Raw genomic sequence first — 21,196 nt, 5'->3', positions numbered from 1 at the left:
GCTTAGAAAACTATTTTAATTTTTACAGTTTCTTCTCCTTTTTTTGTATAGTGGGAAATTTTTGCAATAATAATTACCTATAAATAAGCTTCTATTTAAGGCTCTACTTGCGATTTGTCCAATTTTGTTATAGAATTGACAAGTAACAAACATTTTTATTTTGAAGGAGGACAGTATGGAGGAAGTTCAAAAGAAAGAGAAATTCCATCATCCTAAAGGGCTTTGGTTAGCCTGCATTGGTATGGCCGGTTCCAGCTATTTGAAGTATGCGGTATCCGGTATTACTATTTTTTTCTACACCTATTCTGTAGCAATGGGCGGTCTTGGTTTAAGCGATAAACAAGCAGGACTAATCATTTCCATCGCCGGAGCTTTCGGTTCCGTGCTGCCACTCTTAGGCTCCATTATTACAGACCGTTTTCTGGGTATGCAGAAAGCGATGATTATGGCATTCTTCTTACAGAGTGTTGCCTATGCCATTTTCTTCTTCTTTACCCCCCATGTTCCCATGATTATTGTTGGTATCGTGATTAACATGTGCTCCATGGCTTTTATGAACAACAACTTAACAGCCATTGTAGGTATGCTCTACTCTAATAAAGAGCATGCCCGAAAGGATGCAGCTTACGGTATCTTCTATATGGCGGTAAATATCGGAAGCTTCTTTGGACCGATTTTCGGAGGACTTCTTACAGACCACTGGATGGCTGTTAAGGATGCAGAGGGGAATATTGTTAAATACGGTTATAAGTATGCTTACCTGATGGTTGCCATCGGTATGTTTATCGTATTCCTGATTTTCCTTGTTTTAATTCCAAAGTGGTTGGGAGAGGTAGGAAAGCACCCTGCAAACGCAAAGGGCGCTAACAAAGAAGAGAAGCAGAAGGTAGAGTTCAAGTTTAGTCCGGTAGAGAAAACACGTTTGGTAGGAATGGGTATTATTTTCATCCTGGTAACCGTTTACTGGACAGTGTACTTCCAGACTTCTTATACCATTAATACCCTGGCAAATGATTATGTTAACCTTAATGTAGGCGGCTTCCATGTGCCTGTAGTATGGTTGATTTCCTTTAACGGAATTTTATGTATCATTCTTGCTCCGCTTCTTGGAAATCTTTGGATGACTCTTTCTCAGAAGAAATTGGATCCTCCTGTAAGCTTAAAGATGGCTGTGGGAATGATTATTACAGGTCTTGCTTTCTATATTATTTTAATCGGTTTCAATACCTTACATGGTGTATTGGATAAGACTGTAAAGATGGATCTTTGGTATATGCTTGTGGCTTATACCGTATTAACAGTGGGAGAGCTTTTGGTATCTCCTGTAGGTATGGCTTTATTTAATAAGCTGACTCCGGAGCGTTTCTCCTCCTTAGCTATGAGCGTATGGTATTTAACCTACACCTTCTCCGGTATTGCTTCCGGATATCTGGTGGCTGTAACTAAGGTTTGGGGATATGGAAAGATTCTGAATATCTTAGGTGCAGCCCTTCTCATCAGTGGTGTAGTTATGTTGGTGATTATGCCCTTTATCGAGAAGCTTATTGCTGTAGATAAGTTAAGTTCAGAGGAAACAGCTACAGAGACTGCAGAATAGCTTTAAAAATGACTCTTTTCATCTCTCAGTGAAGCGTCATTCGTATCAAGCTTAATGCTTGTATGGAATACTATAGTGTGAAACGAGATATCGCACACTACGCGTGCGATACTCGTTAAGAATAAGAAATCTCCGATATTTCAAAGACTTCTATAAGTCAAGAAACATCGGAGATTTTTTCGTACAAATGTTTGCATAAAAAGAAAGAATATGCTATACTTTTTCTAAGTTTTAAATTCTAAGAAAAGAGGCCAGGATGGGAAGACCAAGAAAAGTACCAAATAAAGATAATTTAACAGAGAAGCAATTAGCCATTTACAACTACATAAAAGAATGTGTTCAGATTAGAAACTATCCTCCTTCTGTTAGAGATATTTGCACAGAGGTCGGCTTAAAGTCCACTTCCAGTGTTTTTAGTTATTTAAATGATCTTGAGCAGGCAGGATTGATTCGTAAGGATCCTTCGCATCCCAGAGCCATAGAGATCTTGGACAAAAGCCATAGCGGAAAAGCTCCTAAAAGCAATAAGACAAAGGATATCTCTGCTACAAAAACTCCGGAAGTAGAAGAAACGATGAAGGAGATGGTGTCTGTACCGGTAATCGGTACCGTAGCCGCCGGTACCCCTATCTTTGCCGAAGAGAACGTTAGCGACCATTTCCCCCTGCCCACAGAGATTTTACCGAATCAGGAAACCTTTATTCTGAAGGTAAAGGGAGACTCCATGATTAATGTAGGAATTTTTGATGGAGACTATCTGATGGTTGCAAAGCAAAATACCTGCAGTGACGGTGAAGTGGTAGTGGCTTTGGTAGAAGATAGTGCTACGGTTAAGCGTTTCTACAAAGAAAAAGGATATATTCGTCTACAGCCGGAGAATGATACTATGGAAGATATTATTGTAAATGACTGTCAGATTTTAGGAAAGGCGATTGGGCTGATTCGTGTTGGACTATAAACTGATAAATAGATGCGACTAAATTAATATTGTCGTTTTTGAGGAATAAAATGCTGGAAAAATGGTCCGAACCGGGCATCGGTCAATTTATAAAAGAAAGCTTTTCCATCAGCTGTAAAGCCGGAGAAGAAGAGTTTCAGAAACTACAGAAAGAATTCACACAGCTGAATGGCCAACTGGAAAAACAAGGGATTAAACTGCGCCTGGGAAGTTTAAAGGATGACAAGCAATGTTCCTGCAGCCTGGAATTATCTCTAAAGCATATGAAGAGAGATGCCGGTAAAAAACGGGAATACGGTACTCATAAGAGCATAGGAGCCGTTTATCTGTATCGTAAAGAGCATAACAGTAAAGAAACAGCTTTGTATTCCGGACTCCCTCTACGTTCTTATCAAAGAAGAGTGAAGAAGTATAAAGAAGAAGGACGTTGGACAGAAGAAGAGAAGGCTTTTTTTTAGCCTTCCCTTTTCAATCTTACTCCGTTCTTATTCCCCTTCTTCTTTTCTGAGTCTTACCAAGTTTCTGACACTGCGGCGTCTTTCTTCTTCCAAAGCTGCATAATGCTTCTTGGTAGTATTTACGTCACTGTGTCCCAGTACATCCGCAACAAGATAGATATCTCCGGTTTCCTGGTATAGATTGGTACCATAGCTACTTCGTAATTTATGTGGAGTAATATGCTTAAGAGGGGTAACCTTTTGCGCATATTTTTTTACCATCAGTTCTACGGTTCGAACAGACATTCTTTTATTTTGTAAGGATAGGAATAAAGCATTTTCGTGTCCGGCAGCCGGAATTTTACTCTTTCTTTCCTCCATATAAGCCCGTAAGCCTTGTTCCACCTCGTCGGAAAAGTAGATGGAAACCTCCTTGCCTCCCTTTCTATGGATACGAATGGCATTATTTTGGAAATCTACATCGGAGCAATTTAAACCTACGCATTCCGACACACGGATTCCGGTTCCCAGCATTAACTGCATCATAGCCAGGTCTCTGACTTGATTCTTCTCATGGTAAAGCTTTTCCTTTTTGCTTAAATCTTCTCCGGACTCTACCTGATCCAGAAACTGTGCAACTTCTCCTTGATCCATACGAACAATATCTTCCTGAGAAAGCTTCGGTAAGGAGAGAAGAGCGGTCTTATTCTCTTTGATTTGCTCAGTTTTATATAGATAGCCAAAGAAGCTTTTTAAGCTGGAAATTTTCCTTTTGATGCTCTTGTTATGATTTAAGACTTCAACTTCTTCAATTTGTCCCTCTTTACCGGTCTTTTTTTTCGTTCTATATTTCAAAAATTCCATATATTCCTCTAAATCCACCAGGGATAAACGATCTAAATCCCGAGCTTCAAAATCATAAATATCGGAACGAAGCTTTTTTTCCTCTAATAAAAATTGAAAAAACACCTTTAAATCATAGGCATAGGCAATCTTAGTTCTGGAGGAAGTAACTTGATCAATACCACGAAAAAAAGAAGCACAAAAGGAGGGTAAATCCTTTTGTAACTGACGAAGCTTTAAAGTATTCTGTTTATCTAATTCTAAATGATATTGTAATGGCATAGCTTATTCTCTCTAATAATGTTATTCACTCTAATAAGGTTTTTTCTCCATGATCAATACAGAGTAAATCGTTTTAGCTTGAAATCAAATTTGATAGCATACCAAAGCCATATTCAAGCCAATGCATCTTAATTTTAGTAGATTATAGCATAATCCCTTTTTAAAAAGCAATAACTATTCGTTAAACAAGAGTTTAGCGAATAGTTATTGCTAATTCGTTCTTTTCCAGGTCTTTGGAGAAAACAGAATCAACATAGGAAATATTTCCAATCTTCCTGCCAACATGTCAAAAATCATGACTGCCTTTGAAAATGGCGAATAAATCGAGAAATTTTCTATTGGTCCAACCTTTGCCAATCCCGGTCCGATATTGTTAAAGGTTGCGGAAATTGCTGAAAAGTTTGTAGTAAAATCAAAACCGTCAAAGCTGATAAGAAAAATGGATATTATATAGACAAAGCAATATGCAATCAAATACGTACTTACCGAACGTACCACATTGTAATCCAGGCTTTTTCCTTCCAAACGAATTCTCTTGATGGCTTCCGGGTGAATAATGAGGTGCAACTCCTTCCCCATATTCTTCAATAAGATAATCAATCGGGAAACCTTTATACCGCCACCTGTAGAGCCTGCACAGGCACCGGAAATCATTAAGAATAAAATCACCATTTGACTGGGTACTGCCCAATGATTGTAATCCAGAGTTGAAAAGCCTGTTGTGGTAATAATACTTCCTACCGTAAAAAAAGCATGGTGAAGGGCAAATAACAGGCCATTTCCCATTTCTTTTAGATTATTAAAAGCAATGAATAAAGTTGAGCAAAGGATAATCAAAAGATAGGTTCTGGCTTCTTCTGAGGAAAAAGCATCTTTCCACTTCCTTCTTTGTAAAAGATAATAAACATTGAAGTTAATACCGAACAAAATCATAAAAATGGTAATCAAGAACTGGCTAAACATGGAATAATCCGCCATTCCGGAATTCCTGATGGCAAATCCCCCTGTTCCCGCCGTTCCGAAGCCGATACACAAAGCATCAAAAAACGGCATTCCGGAAAGTAAAAAGGCAAAAATACAAATTACCGTTAGAACAAAATAAATCTTATAAAGGGCTTTAGCGGTATCTGCTACTCTAGGCACCATCTTGGACACATCCGGTCCCGGAGATTCCGCCTTCATAATCATCATGTTATAACCGCCACCTAGGGGAAGAACCGTTAAAACAAGGACTAATACCCCCATGCCTCCCATCCAATGGGAAAAGGAGCGCCAAAAAATCAATCCCTTTCCTAAGGCCTCCACATCGCTTAAGATGGAAGAACCTGTAGTGGTAAAGCCGGAAACAATTTCAAAAACCGCATCGATATAATGGGGAATTTTTCCGCTAATATAGAAGGGTAAAGCTCCCACTAAAGAAAGCACCAACCAGCAACCTGCCACGATGACAAAGCCTTCTCTGGTATAAAAGGCAATTTTTTTCGGTTTTTTTCGTGTTAAAACCGCCCCTACAACCAAGGACATCGCCGACACGGATAATATAGCCGCGGCAGAACTATGCTCCCGATATATTATGGCACAAATAAAGGGAAGCAATAAGCTGATTCCCTCTATTCTCAGTACCCAAGCCAGGATGTAGACAATCATACTAAAGTTCATAATGAATATCCTCTTCCTTCTTTATTTCCAAAATATCTCGTAAATCATTAAAACCTGTGTTGGTGGTAACCACAATCACCCGGTCTCCCACCTTCATAACATCAGCTCCTCTAGGGGTAATAATTTTATTCTGTCGTATAATTCCGCAGATTAAAACTCCTTGCTTAAAGGACAGCTCCGCGAATGGAATATTGATTAAGTCCGGATCATTTAATACCTTAAACTCCAAAGCTTCTGCCTTTCCGTCAGCAAGCTTATACAAGGTCTCTACATTGGAGCCCTTGGAATTCTCCAAAGCCCTTACATATCGAAGAATACTCTCTGCAACAATCTGCTTCGGATAAATGACAGAACCCAAATTCATTTCATTGGTAACATTTTCAAAGGCAATACGATTGATTTTGGTAATCAAACGGGCATCGGAAAGCTTTCCCGCATAAAGAGAAAGCATGATATTTTCCTCATCAAATCCTGTCAAAGAACAAAAGGCATCCGTATTTTCTATTCCTTCCTTCTTTAAAAGCTCGGCATCAATACCGTCACCGTTTATGATAATACTATCCGGAAGTACATCTGCCAGATACTCACATCGCTCCTTGTTAGAATCAATGATTTTCAAACGCATATTTAAATGCATTTCATCAATATAGCGAGCAATATAATAGCTGATTCGTCCTCCCCCTACGATAATACAATCCCTTACAGGGGTATAATCCACACCCAACTTAATAAAGAACTTGCTTACATCCTTGGGTGCTGCAATAAAGCTCATCAAATCATCCGCTTCCAAAGCATCAAAACCGTTTGGAATAAGAATATCCTCTCCTCTTTGGATCAAAGTAATAAGTACATTTAAGCCCGTATCCTTTTGAAAGGTATGAAGAGGAATACCAATCAGCTGACTCTCCTTGGGTACCTTTACACGAATCAAATCCAGTTTTCCTCGAGAAAAGCTGTCTACCTTCATTGCAGAAGGAAAACGAAGCAGACGCTCAATTTCCTTTGCTGCAGCCATATCCGGGTTGATTACCATGGCCAGGTTCAATTCATCTCGAAGATAAGAGATTTCCGTAGTATATTGAGGATCACGGATTCTGGCAATGGTACGACAATTTCCCTCTTTTTTGGCAAAGAGGCAACAAAGCATATTGACTTCATCCCGGCTGGTTGCCGCAATTAAAACATCCGCATTTTGCACTCCGGCTTCCCTTAGCGTCTGAAGCATGGCACCGTTTCCATGGATTCCCATAATATCCAGAAAATCCACCGCATGGCGAAGAACCTTCTCATCCTGGTCCACAATGGTAATATCATGCCCTTCTTTGTTCAACTGATCTGCCAGGGTAAGACCTACCTTACCGCAACCTACCACAATAATATTCATGACTTTTCCTCATTTTACAGATATAAAACAAAATAAATACGACCATACTCCTGCTATTCCAATGGAAACCGGATCTTTCAATCCTTTTTCGATAGCTCATTTAATACGGAAATATCCTGATTTAAAGCCTCTAAAAAATGAACCAGCAAATCCCTTTTCGCCTCTACCAAAAAAGCCTCCCTAAGTTCATCATAGCGAAAACTCTTCTTTCCCCCCTCTTCCATCCTCTGATAGAAGTATTCCAGCTCCCGGTAAGGAACATAGTACTTCTCTCCTCTTTTGCTGAAGGATAGGATAATGAAGCTGATGCCGCCTTGCAGCATAAAACGCTTCATAAAATCCATTTGATGAGCATGAAGGTTTTGCAAGGGAAAGGAGTCCTTGTGACATTCCTTAGCATCAAAACAAATGGGAATCCCCTGAACGATTCCCATATAATCCACCGTTGACTTCTTATCAAAATAGGCCAGGGTGATTTGTTTATGGCTTTGAGCCAGCTTAATAGGAGTAATGGGAGTAGGAATCTTTTGAATGAGAGCTAAATTCTTTTCCTCATAAAGCGCAATGGTATGATTAATTTCCTCTTCCAAAAGAGAGCCTCTTAGCCCTCGTGACTTCCATGTACCCATGTTTCCCATTCCTGAATGATGGAATTGCCCTGGAAGTAATTGATTTTCATGGCTTCACATACTTCTCCCAAGGTTTCCTCTGTCCGCTGTCTGGCCAGCTTCGTACCTTCCAAGAGAATCTCATAGACCTCCGGGATGTTATTCTCCCAGTGCTTTCTCTTTTCTCGGATAGGCTGTAGAATTTCTTCCATTACAGCCAGTAAGGTCTTCTTACATTTAACATCCCCAAGACCGCCTCGCATATAATGCTCCTTCATCTCCTCCAGATTCTGATAATCCGGACAGAAACGAGAGAAATCCTCCTTGGGTGCAAAGGCATCCAGATAGGTAAATACGGCATTGCCTTCCACATGTCCCGGATCCGCCACATTGATATGAGTAGGATCTGTATACATACTCATAATCTTGGTTTTTACCGTGCTTGGGTCATCGGAAAGGTAAATGCCGTTACCTAAGGACTTACTCATCTTCGCCTTACCGTCCGTACCCGGCAGTCTTCTTTGGCTGGAATGCTCCGGCAGAAGAATTTCCGGCTCTAAAAGCACTTCCTTTTGATAAAGCTGATTAAACTTACGAACGATTTCCTTACATTGCTCAATCATAGGAAGCTGATCTTCTCCTACCGGCACGGTAGTCGCCTTAAAGGCAGTAATGTCCGCAGCCTGAGAAACAGGGTAGGTGAAAAATCCCGCCGGAAGGCCTACTTCATTGTCATTGACACTTTCTCCCCCATGGAAGCCCCGGAGCTTCATCTCCGCCTTTACGGTGGGGTTACGGCTCAGTCTTTGGGTTGTGACCAGATTCAAATAATAAAAGCTAAGGGTATGGAGAGCCGGTAATCCGGACTGGATACAAATGGTACTTACCTTGGGATCAAGCCCAACGGAAAGATAGTCCAAGGCCACTTCGATAATATTATCCCGAATCTTCTTGGGATTATCGTAGTTATCCGTTAATGCCTGGTCGTCTGCAATCAAAATATTGATCTGATCATATTCTCCGGAATTCTGTAAATCCACTCTTCTTCGTAGAGAACCCACATAATGTCCCAGATGTAATTTTCCTGTAGGACGGTCTCCGGTTAAAATGATTTTCTTTCCTGTACTTCCCATTTTTCTCTCCTTAAACCTTAGATACTTCTTTATTTCTTGAAGTATTTATAATAATCGAAAGCCTTTCTTCTTATTTATAACCTTGCCCAGTATACCATAGATTCTCTTAAAAGGCATTTTGAATCAGCTGAATCTTCTCTCCTTCTATACTGACCACATCAAAGCGACAGGCTGTTTCTGTCAAAGAATAGCCATGTTTACAAAGATAGGCTGTGGCCCAGTTACGAAGTCGCTTTTGTTTCGCTCTATCCACCGCATAAAGGCCCGGCACAAGGCTATGCTCCTTCCTGCCCTTCACCTCTATAAAGCAGAGTGTGTCTCCATCTCTAGCCACCACATCCATCTCCAGATGATGAAAACGACTGTTACGCTCCAGAATTTCATAGCCCTTTTCTTCCAAAAAGGCTACTGCTCTGTCTTCAAAGGCCTTTCCTTTGATGACATTGGAGGTATTGGAAGACTTTAAACTATCTGTAGCCTTCACAGAGGATTTTAAATGAAGAAGCTTCCTTTTTGAGTCATTTACCTTCTGTATTTTGTCTTCTTCTGTCTTTCCCATCTGTACTCCTAAAGTTTTACGATTCTCCGGCATAAAGCTTTTTTAAAAAGCTTCGCCGGTGTATAGGACAGGGGCCATACTCTAAAATAGCTTCTGTATGGGCTTTGGTTCCATATCCCTTATGTTTCTCAAAGCCATATTCCGGATATTCCTTGGCATAGTCCAGCATAAGATGATCCCTACTGACCTTGGCCAAAACACTGGCTGCCGCAATGGACAAAGACTTGGCATCCCCGTGAACAATCGGAATTTGGGGGATATCCACCATAGGAATCCTTACCGCATCATTTAGCATAAGGGAAGGGATAATAGAAAAGTTCTTCTCCATCTCCTCTATAGCCAGTCGCATAGCCTCATAAGTCGCCTGCAGGATATTTATTTCATCAATTCTTTCAGGAGAAACGATGCCGATTCCATAGGCTATCGCATTTTCCTTAATTTCAAGAAAGAGAGCTTCCCTTCGCTTTTCCGTCATTTTCTTGGAATCATTGAGAAAATAAAACAGATGCTCTTTTGGTAAAATGGCGGTAGCCGCTACTACCGGTCCGGCTAATGGTCCTCTCCCTGCTTCATCAACACCGGCAACATAGGGAAGATGTGTATGTTCTTCCTCCAATTTCCACATTTCCTTTAAACGGGCTTCCTCTTTAAGTCTTTGTGCATCTGTCATGCCTTGGCCTCATTTCTGTAAAGCGCTTCTTCCCGGTATTATCTTTCCACTTTATTCTACTGCTGAATCCTCATCCCCTTCATCATACCACTTACCGGGATGTTCCAGGCTGATCTTCCCCAGTCTGCCACTGCGAAAATCATCTAAAATCAGACGGGAGACTCTGGTGTAATCCACATCTCCTCCCTTTTTGATACAGGCTCTTTTTACGGCAATCTTATCCATAATGGAAAGAGCCGCTTCCCCCTCCTCCGGCTCTATTCCATAACGCTCAAGAATGGCTTTAGGATAGTAGCGGACAAGATATTTCAAGAAATAAAAAACCAGATCCTCTATTGGCAAAATATCATCATTGATGGAACCAATCAGCGCCAAGTTATAGCCCACAATTTTCCGTTCAAACTTCGGCCAGGTAATTCCGGGAGTATCCAATAGCTGTACATTTTTATCCAGCTTAATCCACTGATTCCCTCTGGTAACTCCGGGCTTATTCCCGGTTTTAGCAGTAGAACGACCTACAAAGGCATTGATAAATGTAGATTTTCCTACATTGGGGATTCCCAGCACCATAGCTCTAACCATTTGAGAGGAAATCCCTTTTTTTCTATTTTTTTCATAAAGAGGTTGAGAGGCTTCTTGAATCAATTTACTTACTCTTTTTACACTGGCTCTGTTTCTGGCATCAATCCCTAAAGTAAAGAATCCTCTTCTATGAAAGTCCTCCATAAAGAGCTTGCTACGCTCGTCATCCGCCAAGTCCAGCTTATTAAACAATAAAATTCTGATTTTATCCTTAGCCAGCTGGTCGATTTCCGGATTTCTGGAGGAATTGGGACAACGGCTGTCAATAACCTCTACGATTACGTCACATAAAGGCAAATCCTCTTTCATTTTCCGCTTGGCTTTTGCCATATGACCGGGATACCACTGTATCTTCATTTTTCCTCCTTAGCCAATCAAGGATATTTTCCGAAAAGGAAAAATCCTGAACCAAACCCTGCCTACAATCTGGCTCTCCTGTATATTTCCCATATTTTGAAAACGACTGTCCTCTGAAGAGTCCGTGTTATCTCCCAAAAGAAAATATTCATTTTCCCCCAGCTCCACCGGATTCTTGGCTACTCCCTCAAGGACAATGGGAGAAAGCTTGTCTGTTTCCAAAAGAGTGCCGTTGATATACACACGACCGTTTTGGATTATCACGGTTTCTCCGGGCAGTCCGATGATACGTTTTATATTGTTGGACTTATCCTTTTTTTGAAATAGCACCACATCATAGCGTTTAGGCTTTTTAAACTGGTAGAAGAATTCATCCACCAATACCGTATCTCCTGCAGAAAGGGAGGGCTCCATGCTGTGACCGGAAACTCTCGCCAAAGAAAAAAAGCTATGCACCACAAACCAGGCCAAGGAAAGGATAACAATAAAATCCACTAAATTACGAATCCATTTTTGCAGTATTGCTTGTTCTTTCATGGGGCTCCTTTTCCTTTTTATTTTTCGTTTCTAAAGCATAGCAACTATTTTTAAAGTGCATCAACTCTATTCTACACATTGCATCGATAATAAAAAAGGTGTCCCCTGAGGAACACCGCTTTTACTCTTATTTTGCAGCCTTAACCTTAGCAGCCTTACCAACACGGTCACGAAGGTAGTTCAACTTAGCTCTTCTTACCTTACCTCTACGAACCACTTCAATCTTCTCTACGAATGGGCTGTGGATTGGCCAAGTCTTCTCTACACCCACACCGTTGGATGTCTTACGAATAGTAAAGGTTTCTCTGTTGGATCCACCCTGAATCTTCAGAACAGTTCCCTCGAAAACCTGAGTTCTCTCTCTGTTACCCTCTTTAATCTTGTTGTATACCTTTACGGTATCTCCTGTGTTGAAGTCTGCCAATGCTTCTTTTCTCAGCTGAGCATCTTCAATTCCCTTAATGATTTCATAATTTGACATTTCTTTGTCCTCCATAATGATTCCATGTTCATACACGTCTTGCGTCAGCGGAACATATGATACGGTTTTCGTTTTGTCCTATTACAAAACAGCCTCAATAAATTACCACAAAGCAGCTAGAATTGCAAGCAAAATCCTTGACTTTGCTTTATTTTTTTCATCTACTCCGCTTTAATTTTTGATCTCTTCCGCTTCTTTTTTTCGATAAAAAGCTCGGGATTTTCCTCTCTGTACTTTTCATACAGCTCCGGTCTTTGTTCCTTCGTGACTCTAAGACTTTCTTCCCACCTCCACTGCCGGATTTTTTTATGATCTCCGGAAAGAAGAATTTCGGGAACCTCTCTATCCTGAAAGCTTCTGGGACGGGTATATTGGGGATATTCTAAAAGCCCCTGGGAAAAGCTTTCCTCTTCGAAGCTTTCCTTTTTGTTTAAAACCCCATCCTGTAAGCGGGCTATGGCATCAATCATAATCACTGCCGGAAGCTCTCCTCCCGTAAGCACATAGTCTCCGATGGAAACCTCTTCTACCTCCAGAATATCCAAGGCTCTTTGGTCTATGCCTTCGTAATGCCCGCAAAGAAAGAGAATATGCTCCTCTTTGGCCAATTCCATGGCCATACTTTGCTGAAATACCTTTCCCCTGGGGGAGCAGTAAATGACTCTATCCGGTCTTCCTTCTCTTCTTACCAAGTCCTCAAAGGCGGAAACAATGGGCTGAACCTGCATTAACATTCCTGCCCCTCCCCCAAATGGGGCATCATCCACATGGCCGTGAGGATCCTCTGTGAAATCACGAATATTGACGCAATTTAAGGATAACTTCTCGTCTTCCATGGCTCTTTTCATAATGGAATGGGATAGGGCATTTTCAATCTGTTCCGGGAACAGAGTAAAAACAGTAAATTTACTCATAGCTCCAGCAATCCTTCCATCAGGTGAATGGCAATACGATTGTCCTTGATTTCATATACCACCGGAGGAATATGAGGAATAAGATATTCTTTTTCCTTTCCTTCTACGGAAAATACCAGGTTTGCCCCGGTTTCAATCACTTCCTTCACTTCTCCCAAGAGCTCTTTTCCCTCAATATAGACTTCCATACCGATATAATCCCCAAGGAAAAACTCATTTTCCCCTAAAGGAAGAGCCTGCTCTCTAGGAATCATTAAAGATACGTTACGATATTTTTCCACCATTTCCACAGAGTCAATCCCCTCTAATTGTAAAAGCAGGAATTCTCCCTGAAAGCGAACGGACTTGATTTTTCTGCTTTCAGAAAAGGAAGTATCTCGAAGCCCCTTACTTTCTCTTCGTAAAATCAATTCCTTTAATTGAGTAAAACGTCTTGGATCTTCCGTTGTGGGAAAAACCTTCATTTCCCCCTTTAAACCATGGGGTTTCAAAATCGTTCCTACTCGTAGCTCTTTTAACATCTTCCCTCCCCTAGCGTGAAGAAAAGGTATGCCCTAAGACATACCTTCTCCTTACTGAATATCGATGGATATTCTGAGATTTTGCTTGGATGCAGCAGCATTCATGACAGAACGGATCGCCTTGGCGATACGACCTGAACGTCCAATCACCTTTCCCATGTCTTGCTCATTTACGGAAAGAGTCAGGTGGATTTCTCCCTCCTTCTCTTCCATCTCAGCATGAACATCTTCAGGAAACTGAACCAATGCCTTTGCAATGGTTTCCAGTAATTCCTTCACGACAGCATCCTCCTTTAAAAGTAGACTTAGATGTCAAACTTCTTCAGAAGTCTTGCAACAGTTTCTGTTGGCTGTGCTCCGTTTTGTAACCATTTCTTTGTCTCTTCTGCGTCTACCTTAAATACTGTTGGCTCCTTAGTTGGATCATAATATCCAAGCTCTGCAATGAACTTACCGTTTCTTGGGCTTCTGGAATCTGCCACAATAACACGATAGTAAGGTGCGTGAATCTGTCCCATTCTTCTTAATCTGATCTTAACTGCCATTTCTTTTCTCCTTTGTGTGTGTTTAGATAAATTTATTTCTACAGACTAGCTGTTGAAACGCTACATAAAATGCTTGATGAAAAAACAAGTTTCCTATTCTTTAGAAGGTAATCCACCTATTCTTTAGAAGGGGAGTCCATCTCTTTAGAAGGGAAACCCGCCTCCTCTTCCGAAGGGGTTCTTGCCCATACCCATTCCCGGGAAACCTCCGTGCTTTCCCTTCATGGAACCGCCAAATTGCTTCATCATCTTCTGCATCTCTTCAAACTGCTTTACCAGCTTGTTGACTTCTGCAATATCCACTCCGGCTCCCTGAGCAATTCTTTTCTTACGGGAGGGATTCATAAGCTTCGGATTGGCTCTTTCCTTGAAGGTCATGGACTGAATCATGGATTTTACCTGCTTCATCTTCTTTTCCGAATCTTCCAGATCAATCCCCTGCATAGCCTTGTTCATGCCGGGAAGCATCTTTAAAATCCCTGCGATTCCTCCAAGCTTTTGCAACTGATTCATCTGATCCAGGAAATCATCATAGTTAAACTGTCCCTTGGACAATTTCCGAACGGATTCCTTGGCCTTTTCCTCATCCATTTCGCTCTGGGCTTTTTCAATGAGGGAAAGTACATCTCCCATTCCCAGAATTCGACCTGCCATACGATCCGGATAGAAGGGCTCTAAATCAGAAAGCTTTTCTCCCATACCAAGGTATAGAATAGGCTGTCCGGTCATGGCCTTAATGGATAAGGCAGCTCCTCCTCTGGTATCTCCGTCGCACTTACTGAGGATTACGCCGTTAACGCCTACTTCCTTGCTAAAGCTCTCCGCAACATTTACCGCTTCCTGTCCGGTCATGGCGTCCACAGTAAGGATGGTCCAGTCAACAGGTACAGCAGATTTCATCCGCTTTAGTTCTTCCATCAAAGCATCATCAATCTGCAATCTTCCGGCGGTATCCAAAATCAAAAGGTTATAGCCCTTTGCCTTGGCCTCTTCATAGGCTTTCTTTGCAATTTCCTCCGGCTTTACTTGATTTCCCAAGCTAAAGAAGGGGATGGAAAGCTTTTCCGCATTGACACGAAGCTGTTCAATAGCTGCCGGTCTATAAATGTCGCAGGCTACCAGTAAAGGCTTTCTATGCTGCTTTTGGAACTTACCTGCAAGCTTTGCCGCAGTAGTGGTTTTTCCGGCTCCCTGTAAGCCCACCATCATCAAAACCGTGATCTCACTTTGAGGGCGAAGCTTCAGCTCCGTATTTTCCTCCCCCATCATCTTGGTCAGTTCATCCCGAACAATCTTAATCACTGTCTGGGCCGGACTTAAAGAGGAAAATACCTCTTCTCCGATGGCGGATTCCTTAACCTTGGCAATGAAATCCTTTACCAGCTTGAAGTTCACGTCTGCTTCCAACAAAGCCATTCGAACTTCCTTTAAGGCAAGGTTTACATCCTCCTCGGAAAGCTTTCCCTTTCCGGATAAATTTTGAAATATATCACTTAAACGATCGGATAAACTTTCAAATGCCATGAATGATTTCTCCTGCTAATGCTTTGATTTCCGCATCCCGTGCCTTGTTCTGAATTTCTTCCGCACAACGCCGTATACTGAGCCACTTTTCTGCCAGGTGAAGATTCTCTTCGATGAACTTTAGCTTTTCGTCCGCCTTTCGAAATACCGCCTGGGCTGCCTGCCTGGTGATACCCATTTCCAAGCCAATCTCCGTAAAGCTCATGTCTTCCAAAATATGGTATTCATAAATCTGTCTTTGCTTCTCCTTTAACAAGCCGGAATACAGCAAAAACAGGTTTCCCTTTTCCACAAAAGCTTCCATACTTCACCTCACGATATAGTAAATTAACAAAAAAGCTTCCTACTGTCAAGCATTTTTGTTGACAGCATAAAGAAAAACGGGCTGTAATCCTTTGTAATAGTATATATGCAGTATAGGTCTGAAAAGGGTTAATCTAGTGTTGACGGTTCGTTAACAATAAAATTGAAGGACTGTAAAACTTAATCTATGGATTGCTTTAGATGCAACATCGGTCTAAAAAAGGGGTAATCTGAGCCCGCCGGTACTTACTGAAAGCGAAGCTTGAAGTTAGTACCGCTGCGTGGCGAGGTTAGCGAGAGCGTGCCCCACTTTTAGACCGATGTTGCATAAAAGCAAATTTTAAAGTATACAGTCCTTCAATTTATAGAAATGTTAGCGGGAGCATGCCCCTCTTTCAGACCTATACTGCATAAGACTACTATTGAAGAAGTACAGCCCCTTTGCCTTAATGCAAGTCAAAAATATCCTCAACATATCGCTTGGCATCGAAGCGCTGTAGGTTTTCAACTCTTTCCCCGGTGCCCATGTATTTTACCGGAAGGCCAAGCTCTGCCTGTATGGATAGGGCCATGCCGCCTTTAGCAGTGGAGTCCATCTTACTTAAGATTACACCGGTAACCTGACTACATTCTTTAAAGAGCTTTGCTTGGCTCATGGCATTCTGTCCTGTGGTGGCATCCAAAACCACCAGAGTTTCTCTATAGCCTTCCGCAAATTCCCGGTCAATGATGCGGTTGATTTTTCCAAGCTCCTGCATCAGGTTTTTCTTATTGTGCAGTCTACCTGCGGTATCAATAATCAAAACATCCGCATTTTTCGCCTTAAAGGACTGAAGAGCATCGAAAACTACTGCCGCAGGGTCGGAGCCCTCCTTTTGGTGAATAACATCCACCCCTACACGGTTCCCCCATTCCACCAGCTGTTCAATGGCTCCGGCACGGAAAGTATCCGCCGCCGCAAGGATAACCTTCTTTCCTTTTTTCTTTAAATGATAGGCCAGCTTTCCGATAGATGTGGTTTTTCCTACGCCATTTACGCCGATTACGGAGATAATGCTTTTCTCCTGTTCAAAGGCGTAATAGCCTTCCTCCACCATCATCAGATCCAAGATATAGTCCTTTAGAATCTTTTGCACATCCCGGGTCAGATTTACCCCCCGCTGATTGGCTTCATGCTTTACCGCATCAATAATACGCATACAGCTGCTATAGGAAACATCACTGAGAATCATGGCCTCTTCCAACTCTTCATAAAAGGCCTCATCCGCCACCTCATTGGATTGAAAAATATTATTCAGTATTTTGGTAAAAATATTTGCCATGATTCCTCCTTATTGCAGCTGGTCTTCTACCAGGTCAACAGATACCAGGGTGGAAATACCCTTTTCCTGCATGGTAACACCAAAAAGTCTGTCTGCCCTTTCCATAGTTCCTCTTCTATGGGTAATGACAATAAACTGGGTGTTCTTAATCAAATGATGCAAATACTCCGCAAAGCGTACCACATTGGAATCATCCAGTGCCGCCTCAATCTCATCCAATAAACAGAAGGGAGAAGGCTTTAGACTTTGCAAAGCAAAAAGCAGGGAAATAGCGGTAAGAGCCTTTTCTCCTCCGGAGAGCTGCATCATATTTTGTAATTTCTTTCCGGGAGGCTCTGCCACGATACGAATACCGCTTTCCAGCACATCCTCCCCCTCTTCCATTTCCAGTCTTCCCTGTCCTCCCCCAAAGAGAACCCGAAAAACCTTGTTGAACTCCACTTGAATCTTGGAGAAATTTTCATGGAACTGCTTTCGCATCCCCCGATCCAGGTCGGCGATAATCTCCTGTAAAGATTTTTCGGAAGCAAGAAGATCCTCCACCTGTTGATGCAGGAAGCTGTAACGCTCCGAAACTTCTTCAAATTGCTGAATGCTGTCCAGATTGATAGGTCCCAGACTCCGAATATTCCCCTTCATTTCCTGAATTTCCTTGGAAAGCGCAGGATCTTCGCAAAGCTCCTCCCGGTAATACTGCTTCACCTCGGAGAACTTTAGACCGTACTCTTCCAAAATATATTGGGCGGACTTGGCGCTTTGCTCCTCTAATTTTTCCTTTTGATTTTCCAGACGAAGAGCTTCCTTTTCCTGATTTAACTGAGCCTCTGCAAACTTCTCCTTTTCCGCAAAATATGCCTTTTGTTTTTCGGCAATCTTTTGCTTCTGCTCCTGAATACTTTGCAGGCTTTCCTTTCTATCGGAAAATGCTTTTTCTCCATCGGAAAGCTTTTTCTGCAGCTTTAGAATTTCCTCTTCCTGATGCAATACGGATTCCTTTGACTGCTTTTCCGCCTCTTCCAGATCAAATTTTTCCGCAAAGAGTTTTTCCAAAGCATCGCTGTAGCCATGCATCTGCTCCGTCAGAAAATCCGTCTTGGTGGACAGGGTTTGATACTCTAACTGCATCTTCGCCTGTAACATAAGCTCCAGCTCAGAAAGCCCCTTTTCCTGTTGATGCCTTTCTTCTTCTTTAGCGGAGAGCTCCTGTTCCAGCCTATTGCAGGCCTTCACCTTCTCCTCTACAGCCTTCCGAATAGTGTTGCAGGCTTCCTTTCCCTTCTCAATGCTCTCCTTAAGTTCTTCCATCTCTCTTTTTCTTCCCATAAGAGAGGAATTATTTTTATAGGCACCTCCGGAAATAGCTCCTCCTGCCTGTAAAAGCTCTCCTTCCAGAGTAACTATCCTTAGGCTATGATGATATTTCTTTTCTAAGCTAAGGGCCTCCTCCATGCTTTTCACCAAAAGCACTCTGGATAAAAGATAATTTTCTAAGCCCTTACAGGAATCCGGAACCTTAATCAGGTCTGCAAATACCCCAATCACTCCCGCTTCCTTTTTTAAACTATCATATTTTTCATCTCTGTTTTTCCGAAGGGAAGGCAAAGGAAGGAAACTGGCTCTCCCCTGCCTCTCCCTTTTTAACTTTTCAATCAATCGTTTTGCAGTGCCTTCATCTTCACAAACCAACTGTTGCAGACCGGAACCAAGTACCGTTTCCAGTGCCAGTTCATAGTCTTTGGGAACGGATATCAGCTCAGCCACAACACCGATAAGGCCTTTTTCTCTATCCTTTTCCCTCATGCAGAAACGAACCGCATTTCCGAAGCCCTCATAACGCTCCGCAAGATTTTCCAGATTGTCAAGGCGAAGGCTTTGATTTTCTACCGCCCTCTCCTGAAGGGCCAAACGACTCTTTTCAGATTCCAGCTCCTGTCTTTTTCCCTGCAATTCCCGGGAAAGTCCCTGCATTGTTTGCAGTAAAGACTGAAATGCTTCCTTGGCTTTTTTCAGCTCCTCCTCTTTTTCCTGAAAGGCTAAAAACTGCTCTCCAAGATTCTCTTCCTCGCCCTTAGACAGCTTTGGAGCCTCTTCAAAAGCAAAGTTATTCTCGAAGCAGTTTTGAATGGTTCTTTCCGCTTCCTTAATGGTGGAACGAATAAAATCAATGTCCAGCTGAACTTCTGACTTGTCCTTACTAAAAGGGAGCAAAGAGGAAAACTGCTCCTGCATAGCAAATAAAGTAGCCGCCAAATCCTCCATCTTTCCAAGAAGCCGGCTACTTTCCTCCTTTAGCTTTTCAATTTGATCCTGAAAATGCTTTTTACTGCTTTCTTTTCCGGAAATATCCTCTCGAAGCTGAGAAATCCGGCGTTCTATCTCCGCCTTTTCCGACAGATACTCTTCTTCCCGCTGTCGAATTCTCTGTTCCTCCGCCTCTAAGGCGTCCCCCTCCCTTTCCATTGCTAAAAAGGCTTGGGTTAAACGATTCTGTTTCTCTTCCTCTTCCTTTTGGTAATAGCTTAAATTCTCAATTTTTTTCGCTAATTCCTCTAAGCCCTTCTCCGCCTCCTTCATTTCCAGAAGGAAAAGATTGGCTTCATAAAGTAAGAGCTTATCTCTAAGCTGTAGATAATTCTTTGCCTTTCCGGACTGTCTCTCCAATGGGGCCAGCTGCTTTTCCAGCTCAGAAAGAATATCCTGAATACGCTCCATATTGGCCTGCTCTTCTTCCAGCTTTTTCTGGGAAATGTCCTTTCTTCTTTTGAACTTAACAATTCCCACCGCCTCATCAAAGAGAGCCCTTCGCTCTTCCGCCTTTCCGGACAAAATCTTATCAATCTGCCCCTGTCCGATTAGGGAATAGCCTTCTTTTCCGATTCCGGTATCATAAAAAAGCTCGTGAATATCCTTTAAACGGCATTCCGCATCATTTAAACGATATTCCGATTCTCCGGAACGATACAGTCTTCTACTAACGGTAATTTCTTCATAAGGAAGATTTAAGGCATGGTCTGCATTGTCAAAACACATGCTTACATAGGCATAGCCCTGGGCTCTTCTTAAGGCAGTTCCTGAGAAAATAACATCCTGCATGGAATTCCCACGAAGCTGTTTTACCTTCTGTTCTCCCAAAACCCAACGAACCGCATCAGAAATATTGGATTTTCCGGAGCCGTTAGGCCCTACGATCCCGGTAATTCCGGGAGAAAAATCCAAAACAGTTTTATTGGCAAAGGACTTAAATCCTTGAATTTCAATAGACTTTAAATACATCCCCTGTTTCCACCTTTATTTTTTCTAATGCAAAATAGGCAGCCGCCTGCTCTGCCTTCTTTTTGGAACTTCCCTCTCCGATGCCGTAAACTTCTTCATTTACCTTTACGGACACCTTGTAAAAACGCTGATGAAAGGGACCGCTTTCCTCCAATAAATCATACTCCAGAGGATAATGTTTTGCCGTACAATACTCCTGCAACATGGTTTTCGCATCCTGGAAGAGGGTTTTATGCTCAATATCGGATAAAACCTTTCCCCGAACAAAGCCTTCCGCCTTTTCCATACCGCCGTCAAGATAAATGGCTCCAATCACCGCTTCCAAAGCATCGGATAAAACGGAATCCCGAAATTGAATCCCCTCTCTTTCCTCTCCCTTTCCTAAAAGAAGATAAGAAGAAAGCTGTAGCGATTTTGCCACCACAGCCAGAGCCGATTCGCATACCAATGCCGCCCGAAGCTTGGTCATCCGCCCCTCTTGAATCACCGGTTTTTTATGGTAAAGAAGGGTACTGGAAACCAGCTCCAACACCGCATCCCCCAGAAATTCCAGCCTTTGATTGGAGGCTTCCTTGGGATGCCCCATCTCATTGGAATAGGAAGGATGGGTTAAGGCGTGCAATAAAAGCTTCTGATCTTGAAAGTGGTACCCCAAATCCTCTTCCAGCCTGGAAAGAGACGGAGTGCTGCCCATGTTTTCCATCATT

General features: G+C 42.2%; 22 protein-coding genes. 3 read left to right on the top strand and 19 right to left on the bottom strand.

Features of this window, described 5'->3' with window-relative positions:
* Positions 1 to 175 precede the first annotated feature (175 nt).
* The 3 genes from HNQ46_RS06705 to HNQ46_RS06695 all read left to right on the top strand — a co-directional run bounded on the left by HNQ46_RS06705 (position 176) and on the right by HNQ46_RS06695 (position 3,013).
* A complete protein-coding gene (locus HNQ46_RS06705; protein WP_007156128.1) occupies positions 176 to 1,597 on the top strand; it encodes a peptide MFS transporter in 1,422 nt (473 codons plus the stop codon).
* Positions 1,598 to 1,853: 256 nt separating this feature from the next.
* On the top strand, positions 1,854 to 2,555 hold the full coding sequence (lexA, locus tag HNQ46_RS06700) for a transcriptional repressor LexA (RefSeq protein ID WP_183684007.1): 702 nt from the start codon (positions 1,854 to 1,856) through the stop codon (positions 2,553 to 2,555).
* A 50-nt stretch (positions 2,556 to 2,605) separates the two neighbouring features.
* Positions 2,606 to 3,013 (top strand): hypothetical protein, encoded by a 408-nt coding sequence (locus HNQ46_RS06695; RefSeq protein ID WP_183684006.1) that lies wholly within the window; start codon positions 2,606 to 2,608, stop codon positions 3,011 to 3,013.
* A 27-nt stretch (positions 3,014 to 3,040) separates the two neighbouring features.
* On the opposite strand, the gene HNQ46_RS06690 is transcribed toward HNQ46_RS06695, so the two are convergent.
* From HNQ46_RS06690 to rnc, 19 genes are all read right to left on the bottom strand, one after another.
* Complete coding sequence (locus HNQ46_RS06690; protein WP_183684005.1) at positions 3,041 to 4,117, bottom strand: tyrosine-type recombinase/integrase; 1,077 nt, start codon at positions 4,115 to 4,117, stop codon at positions 3,041 to 3,043.
* Positions 4,118 to 4,327: 210 nt separating this feature from the next.
* The gene (locus HNQ46_RS06685) at positions 4,328 to 5,776 is read right to left on the bottom strand and encodes a TrkH family potassium uptake protein (RefSeq protein ID WP_183684004.1); all 1,449 of its coding nucleotides are present in this window, start codon (positions 5,774 to 5,776) and stop codon (positions 4,328 to 4,330) included.
* Complete coding sequence (gene trkA / locus HNQ46_RS06680) at positions 5,766 to 7,160, bottom strand: Trk system potassium transporter TrkA (protein ID WP_183684003.1); 1,395 nt, start codon at positions 7,158 to 7,160, stop codon at positions 5,766 to 5,768. Before trkA ends, HNQ46_RS06685 begins: the two co-directional genes overlap by 11 nt.
* Positions 7,161 to 7,237: 77 nt before the next feature.
* Positions 7,238 to 7,789 carry a Holliday junction resolvase RecU gene (locus HNQ46_RS06675; protein WP_183684002.1) on the bottom strand — a complete coding sequence of 184 codons (552 nt, stop codon included), beginning with the start codon at positions 7,787 to 7,789 and terminating at the stop codon, positions 7,238 to 7,240.
* Positions 7,762 to 8,901 (bottom strand): tryptophan--tRNA ligase, encoded by a 1,140-nt coding sequence (gene trpS / locus HNQ46_RS06670; protein WP_183684001.1) that lies wholly within the window; start codon positions 8,899 to 8,901, stop codon positions 7,762 to 7,764. The genes HNQ46_RS06675 and trpS overlap by 28 nt, the downstream gene beginning before the upstream one ends.
* 106 nt (positions 8,902 to 9,007) lie before the next feature.
* Complete coding sequence (locus tag HNQ46_RS06665; RefSeq protein WP_183684000.1) at positions 9,008 to 9,460, bottom strand: YraN family protein; 453 nt, start codon at positions 9,458 to 9,460, stop codon at positions 9,008 to 9,010.
* Positions 9,461 to 9,476: 16 nt separating this feature from the next.
* Positions 9,477 to 10,130: a ribonuclease HII gene (locus HNQ46_RS06660; protein ID WP_183683999.1), complete on the bottom strand. Its 654-nt coding sequence runs from the start codon at positions 10,128 to 10,130 to the stop codon at positions 9,477 to 9,479.
* A gap of 51 nt (positions 10,131 to 10,181) precedes the next feature.
* Positions 10,182 to 11,069, bottom strand: a complete 888-nt coding sequence (gene ylqF, locus HNQ46_RS06655; protein WP_183683998.1) for a ribosome biogenesis GTPase YlqF — start codon at positions 11,067 to 11,069, stop codon at positions 10,182 to 10,184.
* 9 nt (positions 11,070 to 11,078) lie between these two features.
* A complete protein-coding gene (gene lepB, locus HNQ46_RS06650; RefSeq protein ID WP_007156142.1) occupies positions 11,079 to 11,606 on the bottom strand; it encodes a signal peptidase I in 528 nt (175 codons plus the stop codon).
* A gap of 127 nt (positions 11,607 to 11,733) precedes the next feature.
* On the bottom strand, positions 11,734 to 12,087 hold the full coding sequence (gene rplS, locus HNQ46_RS06645) for a 50S ribosomal protein L19 (RefSeq protein ID WP_040648518.1): 354 nt from the start codon (positions 12,085 to 12,087) through the stop codon (positions 11,734 to 11,736).
* Between the two features lie 161 nt (positions 12,088 to 12,248).
* Positions 12,249 to 13,001 (bottom strand): tRNA (guanosine(37)-N1)-methyltransferase TrmD, encoded by a 753-nt coding sequence (gene trmD / locus HNQ46_RS06640; RefSeq protein ID WP_183683997.1) that lies wholly within the window; start codon positions 12,999 to 13,001, stop codon positions 12,249 to 12,251.
* Positions 12,998 to 13,522, bottom strand: a complete 525-nt coding sequence (gene rimM / locus HNQ46_RS06635; RefSeq protein ID WP_183683996.1) for a ribosome maturation factor RimM — start codon at positions 13,520 to 13,522, stop codon at positions 12,998 to 13,000. Before rimM ends, trmD begins: the two co-directional genes overlap by 4 nt.
* Before the next feature lie 51 nt (positions 13,523 to 13,573).
* Positions 13,574 to 13,801, bottom strand: a complete 228-nt coding sequence (locus HNQ46_RS06630) for a KH domain-containing protein (protein ID WP_007156146.1) — start codon at positions 13,799 to 13,801, stop codon at positions 13,574 to 13,576.
* Positions 13,802 to 13,827: 26 nt separating this feature from the next.
* On the bottom strand, positions 13,828 to 14,067 hold the full coding sequence (rpsP, locus tag HNQ46_RS06625) for a 30S ribosomal protein S16 (protein ID WP_007156147.1): 240 nt from the start codon (positions 14,065 to 14,067) through the stop codon (positions 13,828 to 13,830).
* 144 nt (positions 14,068 to 14,211) lie between these two features.
* Positions 14,212 to 15,591, bottom strand: a complete 1,380-nt coding sequence (gene ffh, locus HNQ46_RS06620; RefSeq protein ID WP_007156148.1) for a signal recognition particle protein — start codon at positions 15,589 to 15,591, stop codon at positions 14,212 to 14,214.
* Entirely contained in the window at positions 15,581 to 15,895 is a 315-nt protein-coding gene (locus tag HNQ46_RS06615; RefSeq protein WP_007156149.1) for a helix-turn-helix domain-containing protein, read from the bottom strand. Before HNQ46_RS06615 ends, ffh begins: the two co-directional genes overlap by 11 nt.
* A gap of 445 nt (positions 15,896 to 16,340) precedes the next feature.
* Complete coding sequence (gene ftsY, locus HNQ46_RS06610; protein WP_183683995.1) at positions 16,341 to 17,216, bottom strand: signal recognition particle-docking protein FtsY; 876 nt, start codon at positions 17,214 to 17,216, stop codon at positions 16,341 to 16,343.
* 9 nt (positions 17,217 to 17,225) lie between these two features.
* Positions 17,226 to 20,489: a chromosome segregation protein SMC gene (gene smc / locus HNQ46_RS06605; protein WP_183683994.1), complete on the bottom strand. Its 3,264-nt coding sequence runs from the start codon at positions 20,487 to 20,489 to the stop codon at positions 17,226 to 17,228.
* On the bottom strand, positions 20,470 to 21,195 hold the full coding sequence (rnc, locus tag HNQ46_RS06600) for a ribonuclease III (protein WP_183683993.1): 726 nt from the start codon (positions 21,193 to 21,195) through the stop codon (positions 20,470 to 20,472). The genes smc and rnc overlap by 20 nt, the downstream gene beginning before the upstream one ends.
* Position 21,196: the final 1 nt, after the last annotated feature.

It is taken from the genome of Oribacterium sinus (assembly GCF_014202695.1).
Classification (GTDB): Bacteria; Bacillota; Clostridia; order Lachnospirales; family Lachnospiraceae; genus Oribacterium; species Oribacterium sinus.
Note: the sequence above shows the minus strand (reverse complement) of the source record. Positions and strands in the feature narration are given on the sequence as shown.